12 protein-coding genes are annotated in these 18,990 nt (G+C 40.9%); 6 read left to right on the top strand and 6 right to left on the bottom strand.

Features of this window, described 5'->3' with window-relative positions; genetic code table 11:
• Positions 1–205 precede the first annotated feature (205 nt).
• Entirely contained in the window at positions 206–5,080 is a 4,875-nt protein-coding gene (locus BACFIN_RS05540; RefSeq protein WP_007756033.1) for a RecQ family ATP-dependent DNA helicase, read from the top strand.
• Between the two features lie 110 nt (positions 5,081–5,190).
• On the opposite strand, the gene dnaK is transcribed toward BACFIN_RS05540, so the two are convergent.
• Positions 5,191–7,104: a molecular chaperone DnaK gene (gene dnaK, locus BACFIN_RS05535; RefSeq protein ID WP_007756035.1), complete on the bottom strand. Its 1,914-nt coding sequence runs from the start codon at positions 7,102–7,104 to the stop codon at positions 5,191–5,193.
• Positions 7,105–7,435: 331 nt separating this feature from the next.
• Positions 7,436–8,224: an META domain-containing protein gene (locus BACFIN_RS05530; protein ID WP_007756037.1), complete on the bottom strand. Its 789-nt coding sequence runs from the start codon at positions 8,222–8,224 to the stop codon at positions 7,436–7,438.
• Between the two features lie 173 nt (positions 8,225–8,397).
• Here BACFIN_RS05530 and BACFIN_RS05525 point away from each other — a divergent pair, with 173 nt between their 5' ends.
• The 3 genes from BACFIN_RS05525 to recA are packed head-to-tail and all read left to right on the top strand — an operon-like array spanning position 8,398 to position 11,134.
• The gene (locus BACFIN_RS05525) at positions 8,398–9,591 is read left to right on the top strand and encodes a saccharopine dehydrogenase family protein (RefSeq protein ID WP_007756039.1); all 1,194 of its coding nucleotides are present in this window, start codon (positions 8,398–8,400) and stop codon (positions 9,589–9,591) included.
• A 29-nt stretch (positions 9,592–9,620) separates the two neighbouring features.
• Complete coding sequence (bcp, locus tag BACFIN_RS05520) at positions 9,621–10,076, top strand: thioredoxin-dependent thiol peroxidase (RefSeq protein WP_007756041.1); 456 nt, start codon at positions 9,621–9,623, stop codon at positions 10,074–10,076.
• 23 nt (positions 10,077–10,099) lie between these two features.
• Positions 10,100–11,134 (top strand): recombinase RecA, encoded by a 1,035-nt coding sequence (gene recA / locus BACFIN_RS05515; RefSeq protein WP_007756044.1) that lies wholly within the window; start codon positions 10,100–10,102, stop codon positions 11,132–11,134.
• Positions 11,135–11,264: 130 nt separating this feature from the next.
• Here the strand turns inward: recA and BACFIN_RS05510 are convergent, their stop codons facing one another.
• A complete protein-coding gene (locus tag BACFIN_RS05510; RefSeq protein WP_007756046.1) occupies positions 11,265–12,260 on the bottom strand; it encodes a YeiH family protein in 996 nt (331 codons plus the stop codon).
• A 900-nt stretch (positions 12,261–13,160) separates the two neighbouring features.
• Between BACFIN_RS05510 and BACFIN_RS05505 the strand changes: the two genes are divergently transcribed.
• Positions 13,161–13,799: an HU family DNA-binding protein gene (locus BACFIN_RS05505; RefSeq protein ID WP_007756051.1), complete on the top strand. Its 639-nt coding sequence runs from the start codon at positions 13,161–13,163 to the stop codon at positions 13,797–13,799.
• A 162-nt stretch (positions 13,800–13,961) separates the two neighbouring features.
• Here the strand turns inward: BACFIN_RS05505 and BACFIN_RS05500 are convergent, their stop codons facing one another.
• Entirely contained in the window at positions 13,962–14,858 is an 897-nt protein-coding gene (locus BACFIN_RS05500; RefSeq protein ID WP_007756053.1) for a LysR substrate-binding domain-containing protein, read from the bottom strand.
• Between the two features lie 19 nt (positions 14,859–14,877).
• A complete protein-coding gene (locus tag BACFIN_RS05495) occupies positions 14,878–15,462 on the bottom strand; it encodes a DUF6621 family protein (protein WP_007756057.1) in 585 nt (194 codons plus the stop codon).
• Between the two features lie 224 nt (positions 15,463–15,686).
• Between BACFIN_RS05495 and clpB the strand changes: the two genes are divergently transcribed.
• On the top strand, positions 15,687–18,275 hold the full coding sequence (clpB, locus tag BACFIN_RS05490) for an ATP-dependent chaperone ClpB (protein WP_007756060.1): 2,589 nt from the start codon (positions 15,687–15,689) through the stop codon (positions 18,273–18,275).
• Positions 18,276–18,359: 84 nt separating this feature from the next.
• Here the strand turns inward: clpB and BACFIN_RS05485 are convergent, their stop codons facing one another.
• The gene (locus BACFIN_RS05485; protein WP_007756071.1) at positions 18,360–18,620 is read right to left on the bottom strand and encodes a hypothetical protein; all 261 of its coding nucleotides are present in this window, start codon (positions 18,618–18,620) and stop codon (positions 18,360–18,362) included.
• Positions 18,621–18,990 lie beyond the last annotated feature (370 nt).

Genomic DNA, 18,990 nt, shown 5'->3' on the forward strand with positions numbered 1-18,990 from the left:
ATCTTTTTAAACCGGACGCAAAGTTACAGTAATCTCATTGAACGGCAAAACAAATGGTATCGATATATAAAAAGAATGCAGTGATTTTAACCGATTATTCAGTTTTATTTTTATCTTTGTAAACAATATTGGGGCTATACCCAAACAATAAAAAGATACAGATATATAATAAATTCAATTATAAAACAACTTATTTATTGGATATATGTCAATATGGAGCAGACTTATAGGAATCGGAAAAGATGAGGACACCAACCATGTAATCAACAATAAAAATACATCTGTGCCATTTGATGTCATACGTTATGCCATAGTAGATGTTGAAATTGGTTTGAAAGATCATAAAATCCATGATATTGGGGCACTCCGTCATGATGGTGCAACATTTCATAAATCTTCGAAAGAAGAGCTGTTCAAATTTCTTGGTGATACAGACTATATCTGCGGACATAATATCATCCATCATGATGCAAAGTATCTGTTTACCGATAAAACATTCCACTGCTTCTTTGTCGATACACTTTATGTATCACCTTTATTATTTCCGGAACGCCCTTATCATAAGCTTGTAAAAGATGACAAACTGATCAGCGAGCAGATGAACAACCCTGTGAATGATTGCGAAAAAGCAAAAGCTCTGCTACTGGACGAAATAGCACGTTGGAATTCGCTGCCGGACGAAAAACGTACGTTATTTGCATCGTTACTAAAAGGCAAGACAGAGTTTGAAGGATTTCTTAGTATGGTAGGTGCGAAATATATCAATGAAGGAGTACCCGATCTCATAAGAAAACTTTACGTGAATAAGATCTGCCAGCATGCTGATATTGAGATGTTAACTGAACGGCGTCCATGTGAATTGGCATACGCTTTGGCTTTAATTGACACCACCGACTACCGCTCCATCACTCCCGGATGGGTACTGCACAATTATCCCGAAGTAGAATTTGTCGTAAAACTCCTGCGTCATAACAGTTGCAGCGAAAATTGCGTTTACTGTAATACGCAACTGAATGTGCTTCATAACTTGAAAACATTCTTTGGATATGAACAATTCCGTACATACGAAGGCGAACCGCTTCAAGAGCAAGCTGCCCAAGCAGCAGTAAAAGGCAAATCACTATTGGCAATATTTCCTACCGGTGGAGGAAAATCGCTTACTTTTCAATTGCCCGCACTTATGGAAGGACGTTCTGTGCACGGACTCACAATCGTCATTTCGCCACTACAATCATTGATGAAAGATCAGGTGGATAACCTTGCTGATAGAGGTATTACTGATGCGGTAACTATCAACGGATTGTTAGATCCTATCACAAGAGCACTATCAATACAAAGAGTGCAAGACGGAGAAGCTTCACTTTTGTATATATCTCCCGAAATGCTTCGTTCAAAAACCATTGAAAAGATTTTAATGGCACGCCATGTTGTGAGATTCGTAATAGACGAAGCACATTGTTTTTCTTCATGGGGACAAGATTTCAGGGTTGATTATCTCTACATAGGCAAATTTATCCGAGAATACCAACAAAACAAAAGATGTAAAAAACCAATACCCGTTTCCTGCTTCACCGCTACGGCAAAACAGAAAGTGGTACAAGACATTTGTGACTATTTCAAACAAACCTTGAATTTAGATTTAGAATTATTTGCATCAACGGCTTCAAGGACCAATCTGCGTTATTCTGTCATACATGCCGAAAATAACGATGACAAATATTTAAAACTGAGAGGACTTGTAGCAGAATCCGATTGTCCTACAATCGTTTATGTATCACGTACCAAACGTACACAAGAATTGGCTGCCAAATTGACTCGTGACGGTTATAAAGCATTGCCATTCAATGGCAAAATGGATTCTGAAGAGAAGATTGCCAATCAAGATGCATTTATGAATGACCAAGTACGCATCATCGTGGCAACATCAGCTTTCGGTATGGGGGTCGACAAGAAGGATGTCGGACTTGTGGTACATTACGACATTTCCGACTCATTGGAGAATTATGTGCAGGAAGCAGGTAGGGCTGGCCGTGATCCCAGCCTCAACGCACGTTGCTATGTGCTTTATAGTGATAATGACTTAGACAAGCATTTTATACTGTTGAACCAAACAAAACTAAGTATTAGTGAAATTCAACAGGTATGGAAAGCTGTAAAAGATCTCACCAGACAACGCATGAAAGTTAGCTGCTCTGCACTGGAAATTGCCCGACAGGCAGGTTGGGATGATTCTGTATCCGATATTGAGACCCGCGTACGGACAGCTTTAGCAACTTTGGAACAAAGTGGATACTTGGTAAGAGGCAATAATGTACCTCATGTATATGCTACAGGTATCACAGTTAAAAATATAGACGAGGCAAGAAAACGCATATCAGCGTCACTACTATTTGGCAGTGACGAGATAGAGAAAGCCGTCAGAATCATCAAATCACTGATTTCACAGAAACATATTGCCAAAGCCCAAGATTCAGAAGCTGAATCACGAATTGATTATCTGGCAGATATACTGGGGATAAGCAAGAGTGAAATCATATCTGTTGTGGAGAGAATGCGACAAGAAGGTATATTGGCAGACAGTAAAGACATATCCGCCTATTTGTTAGATACCGGTGAATCGGAACGAAAATCGCGCACGCTCCTCGAACGTTTTGCGAAACTTGAACAATACATCCTCAATCATATTCCTGACAAATCTTTACGGACATCATGCAAGCAACTGAATGACGATGCAACAAACGACGGTATCAATACATCTAAAGAAAAAGACATCCGAACGTTACTCTATTTCCTCACAGTCAAGGGATATATCCGTAAGAAAGAGGATGCGGTTCATAATATGGAAATCAGCCGTCAAACAGATATGGAATCAACCATCAAACGTTTTGAAAGGCGATTGGAAATCAGCCGTTTCACAGTGGAATGGCTATATAAGTTGACCGCTGATACAGAAAAGCAAATCTCACAAAACAAAGCTGTTCAGTTTTCTGTAGTAGAACTTCTAAATCAAATAAAGTCAAATCCCCAGTCCCTTTTCAGCGGGCTTGACAACATACAATTGGAAGACGTGGAGGAAGCACTTCTTTATCTGTCAAAAATTGGTGCGCTGAAACTCGAAGGAGGTTTCCTGGTCCTTTATAATGCTATGAATATTCAAAGAATTAAGGACAATAAATCGAGATACAAGCAGGATGACTACCAAATGCTTAATGAATTCTACAAGCAGAAGATTCAACAAGTTCATATTGTGGGTGAATATGCCAATCTGATGGTAAGAGATTACAATTCGGCTTTACAATATGTTCAAGACTATTTCCAAATGGACTACAAGAAGTTTATCACAAAATACTTCAAGGGGGAAAGGGTCAGTGAAATACAGCGTAACCTGACACCACAGAAATACAAGCAATTATTCGGTCAATTATCCAAGCGCCAAATGGAGATCATTTCCGATAAAGATTCACGTTGCATCGTTGTCGCAGCAGGTCCCGGCAGTGGAAAAACACGTGTGCTAGTTCACAAACTCGCATCACTCTTACTGCTCGAAGATGTAAAACATGAACAACTTCTGATGTTAACGTTTTCAAGGGCAGCCGCAACCGAATTCAAACAAAGACTCATGGAGCTGATAGGCAACGCCGCCCACTTTGTTGAGATAAAGACATTTCACTCTTATTGCTTTGACCTTTTAGGAAGAGTAGGAAATCTTGAAGATACCAAAAACGTCGTCGCAGAAGCTACCGAAATGATTAATCAGGGAGAAGTGGAACCTAACAAAATTGGTAAGACGGTGTTGGTCATAGACGAAGCTCAAGACATGAGTACTGACGAATATAAGCTTGTAAAGGCCCTAATGACCAATAACGAGGAGATGCGTATGATAGCAGTAGGCGACGATGACCAAAATATCTATGAATTTCGCGGATCTAATTCCGAATATATGCACCGACTGACAAAGGAACCCGGAAGCAAGTTTTTCGAAATGACTGAGAATTATCGCAGTGCGCACCATCTAGTGAATTTCGCCAACGAATTTGTGAAAAGTATCGGTAAAAGAATGAAAAGCACCCCAATCACCTCTATGAGAAAAGAGAATGGTTGGGTTGGAGTAACATACTATCAATCAAAATATATGTATCAGCCACTCGTTGAAGAATTAATTCAACATCAGGCGAATGGCACTTCGTGTGTACTCACCCAAACAAACGAAGAAGCTGTAATATTAGTAGCTCTCTTACGAAAATATGGAATAAACAGCAAGTTAGTACAATCTATGGATGGTTTCCGTTTTTGGAATATGGCCGAAATAAGATATTTCCTGAGGTATATAGACAAACGGGCAAAAACACCCCTGGTTCCGGAAGAATTATGGGATGATGCCAAACATACCACTTTTTCCACTTACAACGGAAGTCAAAGTTTGGTGTATGTAAAGCGTTGTGTGGAACTATTTGAACAAATCAACAAAGTAAAATACCTTAGTGACTTCAAAGAGTTTGTATTTGAATCATCGGTAGAAGATTTCTGTAACGTTTCAGGTACAGATGTCGTGATATCGACCATTCATAAAGCCAAAGGCAAAGAGTTCGACAATGTATATATGCTCATATCTGACAATTATTTGAAAGATGCTCACTTGATGCGCCGATACTACGTGGGAATAACACGTGCAAAAAACAGACTGTCTATACATACGAATAGCAATTGTTTTAATCATTTAAATGTAGACCAGTATTTTATTGACTCCAAAGAGTATGCAATGCCCGAAGAGATTGTTCTACAACTCTCTCATAAAGATGTCTATCTGGGATTCTTCAGAAAACTTAAACGAGAGATATTGGCATTAAGAGGCGGAGATCTTTTAAACTACGACAATTTCGTCTTGTATGATTCATTAACCAATAAACCTGTAGCCAAATTATCACAAAATATGCAGAATACATTGGCGGAATGGAAAGAAAAAGGATATGAAGTAAAATCTGCCTCTGTTCGATTCGTTGTAGCATGGAAACCTAAAGAAGCACCGAAAGATGAACCAGAAACAGCGGTTCTATTAGCCGATTTACTTCTTTCCCGATAATACCAAATATAAAGAAAAGTACCGCAAGAAACTTCTAAACGCAAAAAGCGTGCAACTCGTTGAGCTGCACGCTTTTTGCTTATTGTTTATTATCTGTATCCTTATCGGAATCATTTGACTTCCTCAAAGTCAGCATCCTGTACATTATCTCCATGCTTGCTGTTATCTTGCTGACCAGCACCACCATTCATATCAGGACCAGCCTGTGCTCCACCTTGCGCACCGCTCTGTGCATACATTTCAGCACTTGCAGCCTGGAAAGCAGTATTGATTTCTGCCATAGCAGTATCAATAGCAGCCAAATCTTGTGCCTTGTGAGCATCTTTCAATTTCTGCAAAGCAGCTTCAATCGGAGCTTTCTTATCAGCAGGCAACTTATCACCTAATTCTTTCAACTGATTTTCAGTAGAGAAGATTACGCTGTCAGCCTGGTTCAGCTTGTCGATCTTTTCACGTTCTTTCTTATCTGCTTCAGCATTAGCTTCAGCTTCAGCCTTCATCTTTTCGATTTCTTCCTTGCTCAAACCGCTGGAAGCTTCAATACGGATAGCCTGTTCTTTACCGGTAGCCTTATCTTTTGCAGATACTTTCAAGATACCGTTGGCATCGATATCAAATGTAACCTCAATTTGAGGAACACCACGACGAGCCGGAGCAATACCTGTCAAGTTGAACTGACCGATTGATTTGTTCTGTGCAGCCATCGGACGTTCTCCCTGTAATACGTGGATAGTAACTTCCGTCTGGTTGTCGGCAGCAGTAGAGAATGTTTCACTCTTACGTGCCGGAATGGTAGTGTTAGCGTCAATCAACTTAGTCATTACGCCACCCAACGTTTCGATACCCATTGACAACGGAGTAACATCCAACAATACCACACCTTTGATTTCATCTGTCAAAACAGCACCCTGCACAGCAGCACCTACAGCTACAACTTCATCCGGATTCACGCCCTTAGAAGGAGTCTTGCCGAAGAAATCTTCTACCAGCTTCTGAACAGCCGGGATACGGGAAGAACCACCTACAAGGATTACCTCATCAATATCGGCATTGTTCAAACCTGCATCGCTCATCGCTTTCTTACATGGTTCAAGACAAGCCTGAATCAATCCGTGAGCCAAAGATTCAAATTTAGCACGAGTCAACGTCTTAACCAAGTGCTTAGGTACACCGGCTACCGGCATAATGTACGGCAAGTTGATTTCTGTGCTTGTAGAAGAAGAAAGTTCAATCTTAGCTTTTTCAGCAGCCTCTTTCAAACGTTGCAGAGCCATCGGATCCTGAGTCAAGTCAGCACCTTCATCATTCTTGAATTCCTGTACCAACCAATTGATGATTACCTGGTCGAAGTCATCGCCCCCCAAGTGAGTGTCACCATTTGTTGAAAGCACTTCAAATACACCACCACCGAATTCGAGGATAGAGATATCGAATGTACCACCACCAAGGTCGAATACAGCAATCTTCATATCTTTGTGAGCCTTATCCAGACCGTAGGCAAGAGCTGCGGCTGTCGGTTCGTTTACAATACGTTTTACTTCCAGACCAGCAATTTGTCCGGCTTCTTTTGTAGCCTGACGTTGAGAGTCAGAGAAATAAGCAGGAACGGTAATCACAGCTTCTGTCACTTCTTGTCCCAAATAGTCTTCGGCAGTTTTCTTCATCTTCTGAAGAATCATTGCAGAAATTTCCTGCGGAGTATACAGACGACCGTCAATATCCACACGCGGAGTATTGTTGTCACCTTTCACTACTTTATAAGGAATACGCTCTACTTCTTTCTGTACTTGATCCCAAGTTTCACCCATGAAACGTTTAATAGAGAAAATCGTACGCGTAGGGTTGGTAATAGCCTGACGCTTAGCAGGATCACCTACCTTACGTTCACCACCATCCACAAAAGCAACTACTGAAGGAGTTGTGCGCTTACCTTCACTGTTTGCAATTACTACCGGTTCGTTACCTTCAAATACGGCAACACAAGAGTTTGTTGTTCCTAAGTCAATACCAATAATTTTTCCCATGATCGTTATTTTTTATTTATTATTTATTCTATAATTTCTTTTGTCCGGTTGTTTTTCCATCCTTTTCCTAGGGTGTAATCCCAAACGAACGTTTATTAAAAGACAAACCGTATGCCAAAAAGAAATTATACGAATGCTTGACATAATATCTGCCAAAAAGACAGTTTCAACAAATAAAACACTACTGACACAATCAAACCCGGACACTATCAGCAACTGACTCATTAAACAAATACAGGCGGTTCTGGTTCAATGCCAACAAAAAAATATGCCTATGTCATCATGTGCGACACAGGCATACCTTAATTATTATATATATTATTCTTACTTATTACTTTTCCAAGACGAGCACTAATGCATTATTTGCGTCATACAAACCGATTCCGCCACCTGCTAATACATCAAATGACTTCACCTCGTTCAAGGCTTTCAGAATCTTACCTTCCGTTTCCATATCCGGACAAGCCATCATCGTGCTTGCCACTCCCGGAAAAGAGATTGATTTAGCATTGCTTGCGCTGGTTTCAAAACCACCGTTTATCAAGTTACATCCGGCATTGCCATGAATTGTTTTCTTTTTCACATCAAAAGCGATGAAAGGTTGCTTTTCCATCCCAGAAGGGATTGCTTCGCCATTCGCTTCCTTTATTTTCCATTCTCCATTCAAAACAGACAATTTCACATTAGCCTCCTTCTTTTCAAGAACCACAACCGGACGATTGGATGCATTGCAAAGATACATTTTATCTTTACCGGCTTTCTTATATCCTTTTACTTGTGCCAAAGCACCCAATACATTTCTCTCAGTAGTCATATCCGGACACATCATCTTCGTACCCGCCATCGCGCCCAACGAAAGGCTTCCCGGTTTCGCATTTACATCGAAACTACCCATCATACGATTACAGCCGCTATTACCGGACACACGACCGGTTGCAGTATCAAAAGTAATAAAAGGAAGGGTTCTGCTTTCGCCTGGAGTCACTTTCGAGCCATTGACCTCTATGATATTCCACTCGCCATTGATTGATGACAAAGGCATTGCCTTCTCTACTGAACGGCATGAAGACATTGCAAGTGCTGTACCTGCAATGCAAATTGAAACTAGTACTTTATTCATATTGTTATAACGTTTAAGTTAAATTGAGGACAAAGATAACAAAAAAATTGAGAATAGACTTCACAAAGGTAAATAAAAAGAGAGCGAGACGAATGATTATCTAAAAATAATCACGTATATTTGCTCCATAAACAATTCTAATATTCTTAATTTTTAATTCGCAATTAAAGAAAATGGGTAGAGTTCTTATTATCGGTGCAGGTGGTGTTGGTACTGTCGTTGCACACAAAGTGGCACAGAATGCCGACATTTTTACAGATATAATGATTGCCAGCCGTACGAAAGAGAAATGCGATAAAATCGTCGAGGCAATAGGTAACCCCAATATAAAAACAGCAAAAGTCGATGCCGACAATGTGGACGAGCTGGTAGCTCTGTTCAATGATTTCAAACCGGAAATGGTGATTAACGTCGCCCTCCCCTATCAGGACCTGACTATTATGGAAGCGTGCCTGAAAGCAGGAGTAAACTATTTGGATACTGCCAATTACGAGCCGAAAGATGAAGCACATTTCGAATACAGTTGGCAATGGGCATATCACGAACGTTTCAAAGAAGCAGGGCTGACAGCCATTCTTGGTTGTGGATTCGATCCGGGAGTAAGCGGTATTTATACAGCTTATGCAGCTAAACATTATTTCGACGAAATTCAGTATCTGGATATTGTAGATTGTAATGCCGGAAATCACCACAAGGCATTTGCAACAAACTTCAATCCGGAAATCAATATCCGCGAGATTACACAGAACGGACGTTATTATGAAAACGGGAAATGGGTAACTACCGGTCCTCTGGAAATTCATAAGGACCTGACTTATCCGAATATCGGTCCACGTGATTCATACCTTCTATATCATGAGGAACTGGAATCATTGGTAAAACATTTCCCGACTATCAAACGTGCACGTTTCTGGATGACTTTCGGACAAGAATACCTAACTCATTTACGTGTTATCCAAAACATTGGCATGGCTCGCATTGACGAGGTCGATTATAATGGGGTGAAGATTGTACCTCTGCAGTTCCTCAAAGCAGTTCTGCCTAACCCGCAGGACTTGGGCGAAAACTACGAAGGCGAAACTTCTATCGGCTGCCGTATACGTGGTCTGAAAGACGGAAAAGAACGTACATACTATGTGTACAATAATTGCAGCCACCAGGAAGCATACAAAGAAACAGGTATGCAGGGAGTGAGCTATACAACGGGAGTTCCGGCAATGATCGGAGCTATGATGTTCTTTAAAGGTGAATGGAAACGTCCGGGCGTAAACAACGTTGAAGAATTCAATCCGGATCCGTTCATGGAACAACTCAATAAACAAGGCCTTCCGTGGCATGAAGAATTCGACAAAGATTTGGAATTGTAAGAGTAGTCCTGTTCGATAAAAAGAAAGTTATGATAAACGTAGGAGATAAAGCACCGGAAATCTTGGGTATCAATGAAAAAGGCGAAGAAATCCGTTTAAGTGCTTATAAAGGGAAAAAGATTGTGTTGTACTTCTATCCGAAAGACAATACATCGGGGTGTACCGCGCAAGCGTGTAATCTGCGCGACAACTACTCCGAACTACGCAAAGTCGGCTATGAAGTAATCGGTGTCAGTGTAGACAATGAGAAATCACACCAGAAATTCATCGAGAAAAACAATCTTCCTTTCACGCTGATTGCCGATACTGACAAGAAATTAGTAGAAGAGTTCGGTGTGTGGGGAGAAAAGAAGCTGTACGGACGCGCTTACATGGGTACTTTCCGCACTACTTTCCTGATTAATGAAGAAGGAATAGTAGAACGGATTATCACTCCCAAAGAGGTGAAGACCAAAGAACACGCCGCACAGATTTTAAATCAATAAATCTATTAATTATAGAATAAGGTATGGCAAAGAAAGACGAACTTAATTTTGAAACAGATAATAAAATGGCATCAAGCGAAAAACTAAAAGCCTTACAGGCAGCCATGGAAAAGATAGAAAAGAGCTTCGGTAAAGGTTCTATCATGAAAATGGGTGACGACAGTGTTGAACAAGTAGAAGTGATCCCGACAGGCTCCATAGCCTTGAACGTGGCACTTGGCGTGGGAGGTTACCCAAGAGGTAGAATCATCGAAATTTATGGTCCGGAATCTTCCGGTAAAACGACATTGGCCATTCATGCCATTGCCGAAGCACAAAAGGCTGGCGGTATAGCAGCTTTCATTGATGCAGAACATGCTTTCGACCGTTTCTATGCATCTAAATTAGGTGTAAACATCGACGACCTGTACATCTCCCAGCCAGACAACGGGGAGCAGGCATTGGAAATTGCAGAACAACTGATCCGTTCTTCCGCTATCGACATTATCGTAATCGACTCCGTTGCCGCATTGACTCCTAAAGCTGAAATTGAAGGTGACATGGGTGACAATAAAGTAGGTCTTCAGGCACGTTTGATGTCTCAGGCATTACGTAAGTTGACAGCAGCAGTCAGCAAGACACGTACAACTTGTATCTTTATCAATCAGTTGCGTGAGAAGATCGGTGTAATGTTCGGCAGTCCGGAAACAACTACCGGTGGTAATGCCTTAAAATTCTACGCATCCGTACGTTTGGATATCCGTCCGGGACAACCGATCAAAGATGGTGAAGAGATTCTGGGCAAACTGACTAAAGTAAAAGTCGTGAAGAATAAAGTGGCTCCTCCTTTCCGGAGAGCAGAATTTGATATCATGTTCGGTGAAGGTATCTCCCATTCCGGAGAAATCGTTGACTTGGGTGCCGATCTGGGAATCATCAAGAAAAGCGGTTCATGGTATAGTTACAACGACACGAAGCTGGGACAGGGACGCGACGCTGCCAAACAATGTATTGCCGACAATCCGGAACTAGCAGAAGAGCTGGAAGGACTGATCTTTGAAGAGTTAAAGAAGAAATAATCACTTCCACCTTACAGTTTTTCAAAGCTGTAATCGGAGGAGTGAGGGTTGTACAAAAAAAGTGGGAGAATATCGTACGAAACGAACATTCTCCCACTTCTTTTATATATTACCTAATCCTTATTCTTACTTATGCAAAGTAATAGATATATGCCAATGTACTCAAACTAATGACTACCCATAACGCTATTCCCTGCAATAACGGTTTTACGCCAACTGCTTTCAGAACATCTATCGAAAGAGAAGCACCAATAAAGAACATCGTAATTGTCAATGTCTTACGAGCAATTCCATTAATAGCATTTCCAATTTCCGGCATTCCATCCAGCAAATAAGTATTTACGATCATCGCCAGTACAAAGTAGAAAATAAACCAGGGAATACTAATCTTTTGTCCCTTACTCTTAAAAATGAATGAAGTAGCGAAAGCTATCGGAATAATCCAAAGAGCACGAGTCAATTTGATGGTAGTAGCCACCTTCAAAGCCTCCTCTCCATAAGCAGCACCGGCTCCAACCACAGAACTTGTATCATGGATAGCAATAGCCGCCCAAGTACCAAACTCATGTTCGCTCATGTTCAGAGCATGACCAATCATTGGAAATATGAAAAGCGCAATAGCATTCAAAATAAAGATAGTACCCAATGCCACAGACATTTCACTATCTTTTGCCTTCAATACCGGTCCTACTGCCGCAATGGCACTACCACCACAAATAGCCGTTCCCGAACTGATCAGATAAGAAGTATTTCTATCTATCTTAAATATCTTGCGTCCGATAAACCAACCTATCGCCAATGTACCTACCACCGAAATAATAGTAAACTCCATCCCTTCCTTACCGGAAGCCAACGCTGATTGCAGATTCATACCGAATCCTAATCCGACAACGGAGTATTGCAATAGATATTTAGAAGTCTTTTTATTGAATTTCGGATGTGCCTGCCCGCAAGTCAATGCAAAAATAAGTCCGAGGAACAGAGCTACTGGAGGAGTCACCCATGCAGACCATGCCTGCAAACCCGGAATATAATCCAAAAATAAGAAAAGAGTCAAAGTAGAAAGCAGGGCGACATAAATAGTCTTATTTTTTGCCTGCAATGTTTTTGTAGCTGTTGAAATCATATAATATATCTTTAATTGTTTTTCTGGAGCGCAAAGGTATGACAAACAATCAAGACACGCTAATCGTTTCTAATTATACGTTATAACTTTTAGTTATAGCTCTAACCTCTTCTTTATCAAGATTACCTTATTACACTTCTACACTATCTTTTCCAAAAGGTGATAACGCTAATGCAGTCAAGCAACAACCATAAAAGATTCATTAAACAGCCCATATAAAAGTCTGATTTTATTTCTATCTATCAGTCTAATAATACCGGATAAAAGTACTTTACCCACGCTACATAAGTATCTTGAGCAGAGAGACAAGTATCTAGCAAATATCCACGAGTAGTCGCGAACTCCCTAAGTCCACGATAATAAAATTGCTTATGGCGCTCATCTATAATAAATGGAACGATATTATGACGAAGGCATTCACGAACCAAAATGATTGGATGTCTCAATTATATCATCAACCGGTACACCTATTAGAGTATTTTTTACTTGCGTTCTAAATTTAGATAAGCGATTACCATATAAAGAAAAAGCGCGGGAATCTGTACAGTACACTTTTTAAAGTATGCCAAATATATAAACATACTCCGCAGCCACCCTTTCCTACTTCCACTTTATCCTAGTACTTTCCATACAATCTATTAATAAATAAATTCCTTTTTATTAATGCTAAACTTCTTTTTCTCAAATATAAAACCTACCTTTGTACAAGAGGAAACTATAAACGAAGGCTTTGTTTTTATAACCAAAGCTTTCGTTTTTATAAATGAAACTTGCGTTTGTAAAAACGAAAGCTCCGTTTATAGTTTATACTTAACCCAAAAGTACTTATCTATTAGAGAAAAAGAAGTTTTGCCCTAGTATACAAGAACTTATCTACTAATAATTCAAACAACAAACAGTATGGCAAAGTACATAATGGAGGAGATGCCCGACTTACAGAATACGGGGAAGAGAATCACATATCCGAAGTTTGCACGGGTAGACAATGCAAGCATAAAAGAACTTGCCCAACGAGTGGGTGACGTCAGTGGTTTCAGCCCAGGAGATATAGAAGGTATATTGCTCCAAACCTCCATCGAAATGGCACACATAATGGCGGAAGGACGCTCGGTTAAGATAGACGGAATCGGCACATTCACAGCGTCGCTGGCCCTGTACAAAGATAAAGAACGGGAAGGAGCTGAAGAAGGAAGTGAACATCGTAATGCACAGAGTATTTATGTAGGAAATGTAAATTTCCGAGTAGACAAAATCATGCTGAGAAGAATTAATGAAAGATGCCGACTGGAAAGAGCCTCTTGGAAAAAGCAACGTTCCTCACAGAAGTTCACACCGGAGCAACGTCTCAAACTGGCATTGAAATATCTCGACGAGCATTCGTTCCTTACGGTTCATGAATATCGGAAACTAACAGGACTCTTACAAACGGCAGCAACCATAGAATTAAAACAATGGGGAGATCAACCCAATTCCGGAATCGGAATCGCTGGAAGAGGTGCACACAGAATCTATATAAAAAAGAAACAAGAAGAAGAATAATGAGTTAAAGATTATGTCTCAAAAGGTGCGGAAAGCATGAGAGATGGTAGCATAAAAAAGATCTCTCATAAAATGCTAAACTGATAATCAACAATTTACAAGCAAATCATGAGAGATGAGAGATAATATTGTTTTTCTTCTAGTAGAGATTCCTAAGCGAGGTTATAAACTCTTGCTATGATGTCCCGCAAAACGCATAAAAACTTGGGACAATCCTCCCTCCTGCCCTTGCAACTGAACAAAGTTAAACTCACGTTGCATCGGCATTCCTTTTATTTCAACTACCTTCAGAGTGCCGACAACAAGTTCCTTATGTACCGAACGGATGGAAACAATTCCCATACAATCCGTATGCTCCAGAAAAAGCTTGATACTTTCCGTACTGCCAAGATACATTAAAACATTCAGAGAAGAGAGCTTCAGATTATACTGCAGCAGCGCACGCTCAAATACATCTAATGTACCGGAACCTCTTTCGCGCAAGACCAAAGGGATATTTGGAAGTTCTTCCGGAAGGATTTCGTCGGCAACCGCCAATTTACTCCGCGTATGAACCACAGCCACGAGTTCATCTTGCAGGAATGCAGTGTACTTCAAATTCGGTAAACGGAAGATACCCTCTACCAATCCCAGATCAATACGATGTTCCTGCAACGCCACCTCCACTCCACGGGAATTCCCATTTATCAAAGAAAGATTGATTTGTGGAAACTTTGTTATGAAGTTGGCCAATAAAGGAGGAAGGACATATTGCGCAATCGTAGTGCTGGCACCCAGTTTTAATTCTCCGATATATTCGTCATGCAACAAGTGCATCTCGTATTCCAATTGCTTATAATCATCCAAAATCTTTTCACTATGCTTCAGTAACAGCTCTCCGGCCTCAGTCAAGGAGATTTTACTTCCCTGACGATCGAAAAGACGGGTTTGGTAACAAGTCTCCAACTCCTGAATATGCTTGGTGATAGCAGGCTGGCTGACAAACAACTCTTGCGAAGCCTTCGTAAAACTTAGGTTCTTCGCTACACTCTGAAAAACTTTTAAACGAAAATCGGACACAGCAACTTAGTATTAGCGATTATAACTCCTCCGCCCTTATTCCCAATGAATGCATCACAGGAAAAGCCAACATATCCCATTTGTAGTTTACCGGTATTTCCGGTTCATTCATACGGAACTGCATAACTTCCTTGCCTTTCAGTCCCTGTAGAACATCAGTCACTTTCTTCCCATATTCCTCGTTGAAAGAAACAACAATCATCCGCTTCACATCCACCGAATCGGAGACAACGGAAAGCAAATCCATAAACAGGTCTTCTCTCGACACCATGCCCTCCGACGGGACACCGGCAAAAGAGAACTCGCCATACGGACTTTGGAAAGCAACTCCGTTCAGCTCCTCCTGCAAGTCGGAGGGCTGGCAATGTTGCAAGTGTCTCGATTCTTTATCATATACAAAAAGAAATTGCACCTCGTTCTTTCCTTCGTTGATTCCTGCATCCAGAGTCAGATAGGAAGTAAACAACGAAAGGTCTATCTCTTGTAAAGAACGTTGCAATGTCTTCTCGAAATAGTTTTTTATATCCGTTATTACAAAATTCAGAAAAGCGGCATCTATCAGCACTACTGTTTCGGACAGTTTTATTTGGGGTTTATCATTCATATATACCTTAATTATATCATTACAGCGGATAAAGATACTACAATACTTTCATTTATCCACTTGATTATCTTGCAAATTCGTCAGTCTGCACTAAACAAAAAAAGTCATTTTGTCCTTTAACTCCTTAATATTCATGCTATTTTGTCATATTTTTCTACTTGGCAAATCTTTTGCGCCCTTTTAAGTGTTATTAGAAACATGAAATAAGAAAGGAGAACAACAATATGAATTTTAACAATTTTACCATCAAATCTCAAGAAGCGGTGCAGGAGGCTGTGAACCTGGTACAAAGTCGGGGACAACAGGCTATTGAACCTGTCCACATCATGCAGGGAGTGATGAAAGTAGGCGAAAACGTCACTAATTTCATTTTCCAAAAATTGGGCATGAACGGACAACAGGTTGCTCTTGTTGTAGACAGACAAATCGATTCACTTCCGAAAGTATCCGGTGGCGAGCCATACCTGAGTCGTGAATCCAACGAGGTTTTACAGAAAGCGACACAGTATTCCAAAGAAATGGGTGACGAATTCGTCTCACTGGAACATATCATACTCGCATTGCTGACTATCAAGAGTACTGTTTCTACCATCCTGAAGGACGCAGGTATGACGGAAAAGGAACTGCGTAACGCCATCAGTGAATTGAGAAAAGGAGAAAAGGTTACGTCCCAATCAAGTGAAGACACCTATCAGTCACTCGAAAAGTATGCCATCAACTTGAATGAAGCTGCCCGTAGCGGTAAGTTGGACCCTGTCATCGGACGTGACGAGGAGATCCGCCGCGTACTTCAGATATTGAGCCGTCGCACTAAAAACAATCCGATTCTGATTGGAGAACCGGGTACCGGTAAGACAGCCATTGTAGAAGGATTGGCGCATCGTATTCTTCGTGGAGACGTGCCCGAAAATCTGAAAAACAAACAGGTGTATTCATTGGATATGGGAGCATTGGTTGCCGGTGCAAAATACAAAGGTGAGTTTGAGGAACGGTTGAAGTCCGTAGTCAATGAGGTGAAGAAATCCGAAGGTGATATCATCTTGTTTATTGACGAGATTCACACGCTGGTAGGCGCCGGAAAAGGGGAAGGTGCAATGGACGCTGCCAATATCCTAAAACCGGCCTTAGCACGTGGCGAGTTGCGGTCTATCGGTGCTACGACTCTCGACGAATACCAGAAATATTTCGAGAAGGATAAGGCTTTGGAACGCCGTTTCCAAATCGTGCAGGTGGATGAGCCGGATAACTTGAGCACAATCTCTATCCTGCGTGGACTGAAAGAACGCTACGAGAACCATCATCATGTCCGTATCAAAGATGATGCGATCATTGCAGCCGTAGAACTAAGTAGCCGCTACATCACCGATCGTTTCTTGCCGGACAAAGCTATCGACCTGATGGACGAAGCTGCCGCTAAATTACGCATGGAGGTGGATTCCGTTCCGGAAGAGCTGGATGAGATTTCCCGTAAAATCAAACAATTGGAGATTGAGCGTGAAGCCATCAAACGTGAGAATGACAAGCCTAAGTTGGAAATCATCGGTAAGGAGCTTGCCGAACTGAAAGAGCAGGAAAAGTCTTTCAAGGCAAAATGGCAGAGCGAAAAGACGTTGATGGACAAGATCCAACAGAATAAGGTGGAGATTGAGAATCTGAAGTTTGAGGCTGAAAAGGCGGAACGGGAAGGCGACTACGGAAAAGTTGCGGAAATACGTTACGGTAAACTCCAAGCTTTGGACAAAGAAATAGAAGAGACTCAGCAAAAGCTCCGCGAAATGCAAGGTGATACCGCCATGATTAAAGAGGAAGTAGACGCTGAAGACATTGCAGACGTAGTTTCTCGTTGGACGGGTATTCCGGTCAGCAAAATGATGCAGAGCGAGAAAGACAAACTGTTGCATCTTGAAGAAGAGCTTCACGAACGGGTTATCGGGCAGGATGAAGCGATAGAAGCTGTTGCGGACGCTGTACGTCGTAGCCGCGCCGGATTGCAAGACCCGAAACGCCCGATCGGCTCATTTATCTTTCTCGGAACGACCGGTGTGGGTAAAACAGAGCTTGCAAAGGCATTGGCTGAATTTCTGTTTGATGACGAAACGATGATGACCCGTATCGATATGAGTGAGTATCAGGAAAAGCATAGTGTTTCCCGTTTGGTCGGAGCGCCTCCGGGATATGTAGGATACGATGAAGGCGGTCAACTGACAGAAGCTATCCGACGAAAACCTTATTCTGTCGTTCTGTTCGATGAAATAGAGAAAGCTCATCCGGATGTATTCAACATTCTGTTGCAAGTATTGGATGACGGACGGCTGACAGACAACAAAGGAAGGGTGGTCAACTTCAAGAACACTATCATCATCATGACTTCAAATATGGGTAGTTCCTATATACAGAGCCAGATGGAGAAGCTGAATGGTGCAAACAAAGAAGAGGTAGTCGAAGAAACGAAAAAGGAAGTGATGAATATGCTGAAAAAGACCATTCGTCCGGAATTCTTGAATCGTATCGACGAAACAATCATGTTCTTGCCGTTAACAGAAAAGGAAATCAAGCAGATTGTACTCTTACAGATCAAGAGCGTACAGAAGATGTTAGCCGAAAACGGAGTGGAACTTGAGATGACCGAAGCTGCTTTGGACTTCTTATCTAAAGTAGGATATGATCCCGAATTCGGAGCACGTCCGGTAAAGAGGGCTATTCAACGCTACCTACTGAACGACTTGTCCAAAAAACTACTTTCTCAGGAAGTAGACCGAAGCAAAGCAATTATTGTAGACGCTAGCGGTGACGGATTAGTATTCAGGAACTAAAGGTTTCATTAAATTAAAATGAGGATGTGTCATAAATAATCTGCGATAATTTGCGTTCATCGCGGTATGACACACTCTCATTTTTTATTTCTCTGAATATATTATCCTACGAACTTCCGGTTGACAGTTCGGATGGCTCATCACCAATACATAAGTCCCATATTTAGGAACCAGCATAGAAATTGAGGGCAACTCAAACTTGGACTTCCCCCTCAGCTCTCCCTGTGAATCGTATAAAAATACCATCGTACCAACTAATAAGCCGGTTATGCACAAGATTCCTTTTTGATTGTCCAAACGGACATTTACTTCTTTATTTGTTATTGTCTCCATCTCCCCTAACATCAATTTAAAACTATGAAGGCAAAGATACATAAAAAGAAGTATTATTTACAATATAAACAGAAGATATTTATTTTAATCAAAGATTACCCAATTAATACTAATATATTTTTGAAATATCCACATTCCAAACTAAAGGGACTATCCATCTGATTGTGTAAATAGAAAACTACGGGATTTTTCTCGTAGTTTTTTTATTTATATATTAACTTTGTAAAAATCAGATTTTATGGACATTCCTAAAGAATTTTTAAGTAAAGAGTTTCTGTCCCAGTTTAAGACTGGCGAAGATGTTACTGCTTTCATGAAAGAGCTTCATACTCGTGTTTATGAACAAATGCTGGAAGCAGAGATGGATAACCATTTAGGTTAT

It is taken from the genome of Bacteroides finegoldii DSM 17565 (assembly GCF_000156195.1).
In the GTDB taxonomy this organism is placed as follows: domain Bacteria; phylum Bacteroidota; class Bacteroidia; order Bacteroidales; family Bacteroidaceae; genus Bacteroides; species Bacteroides finegoldii.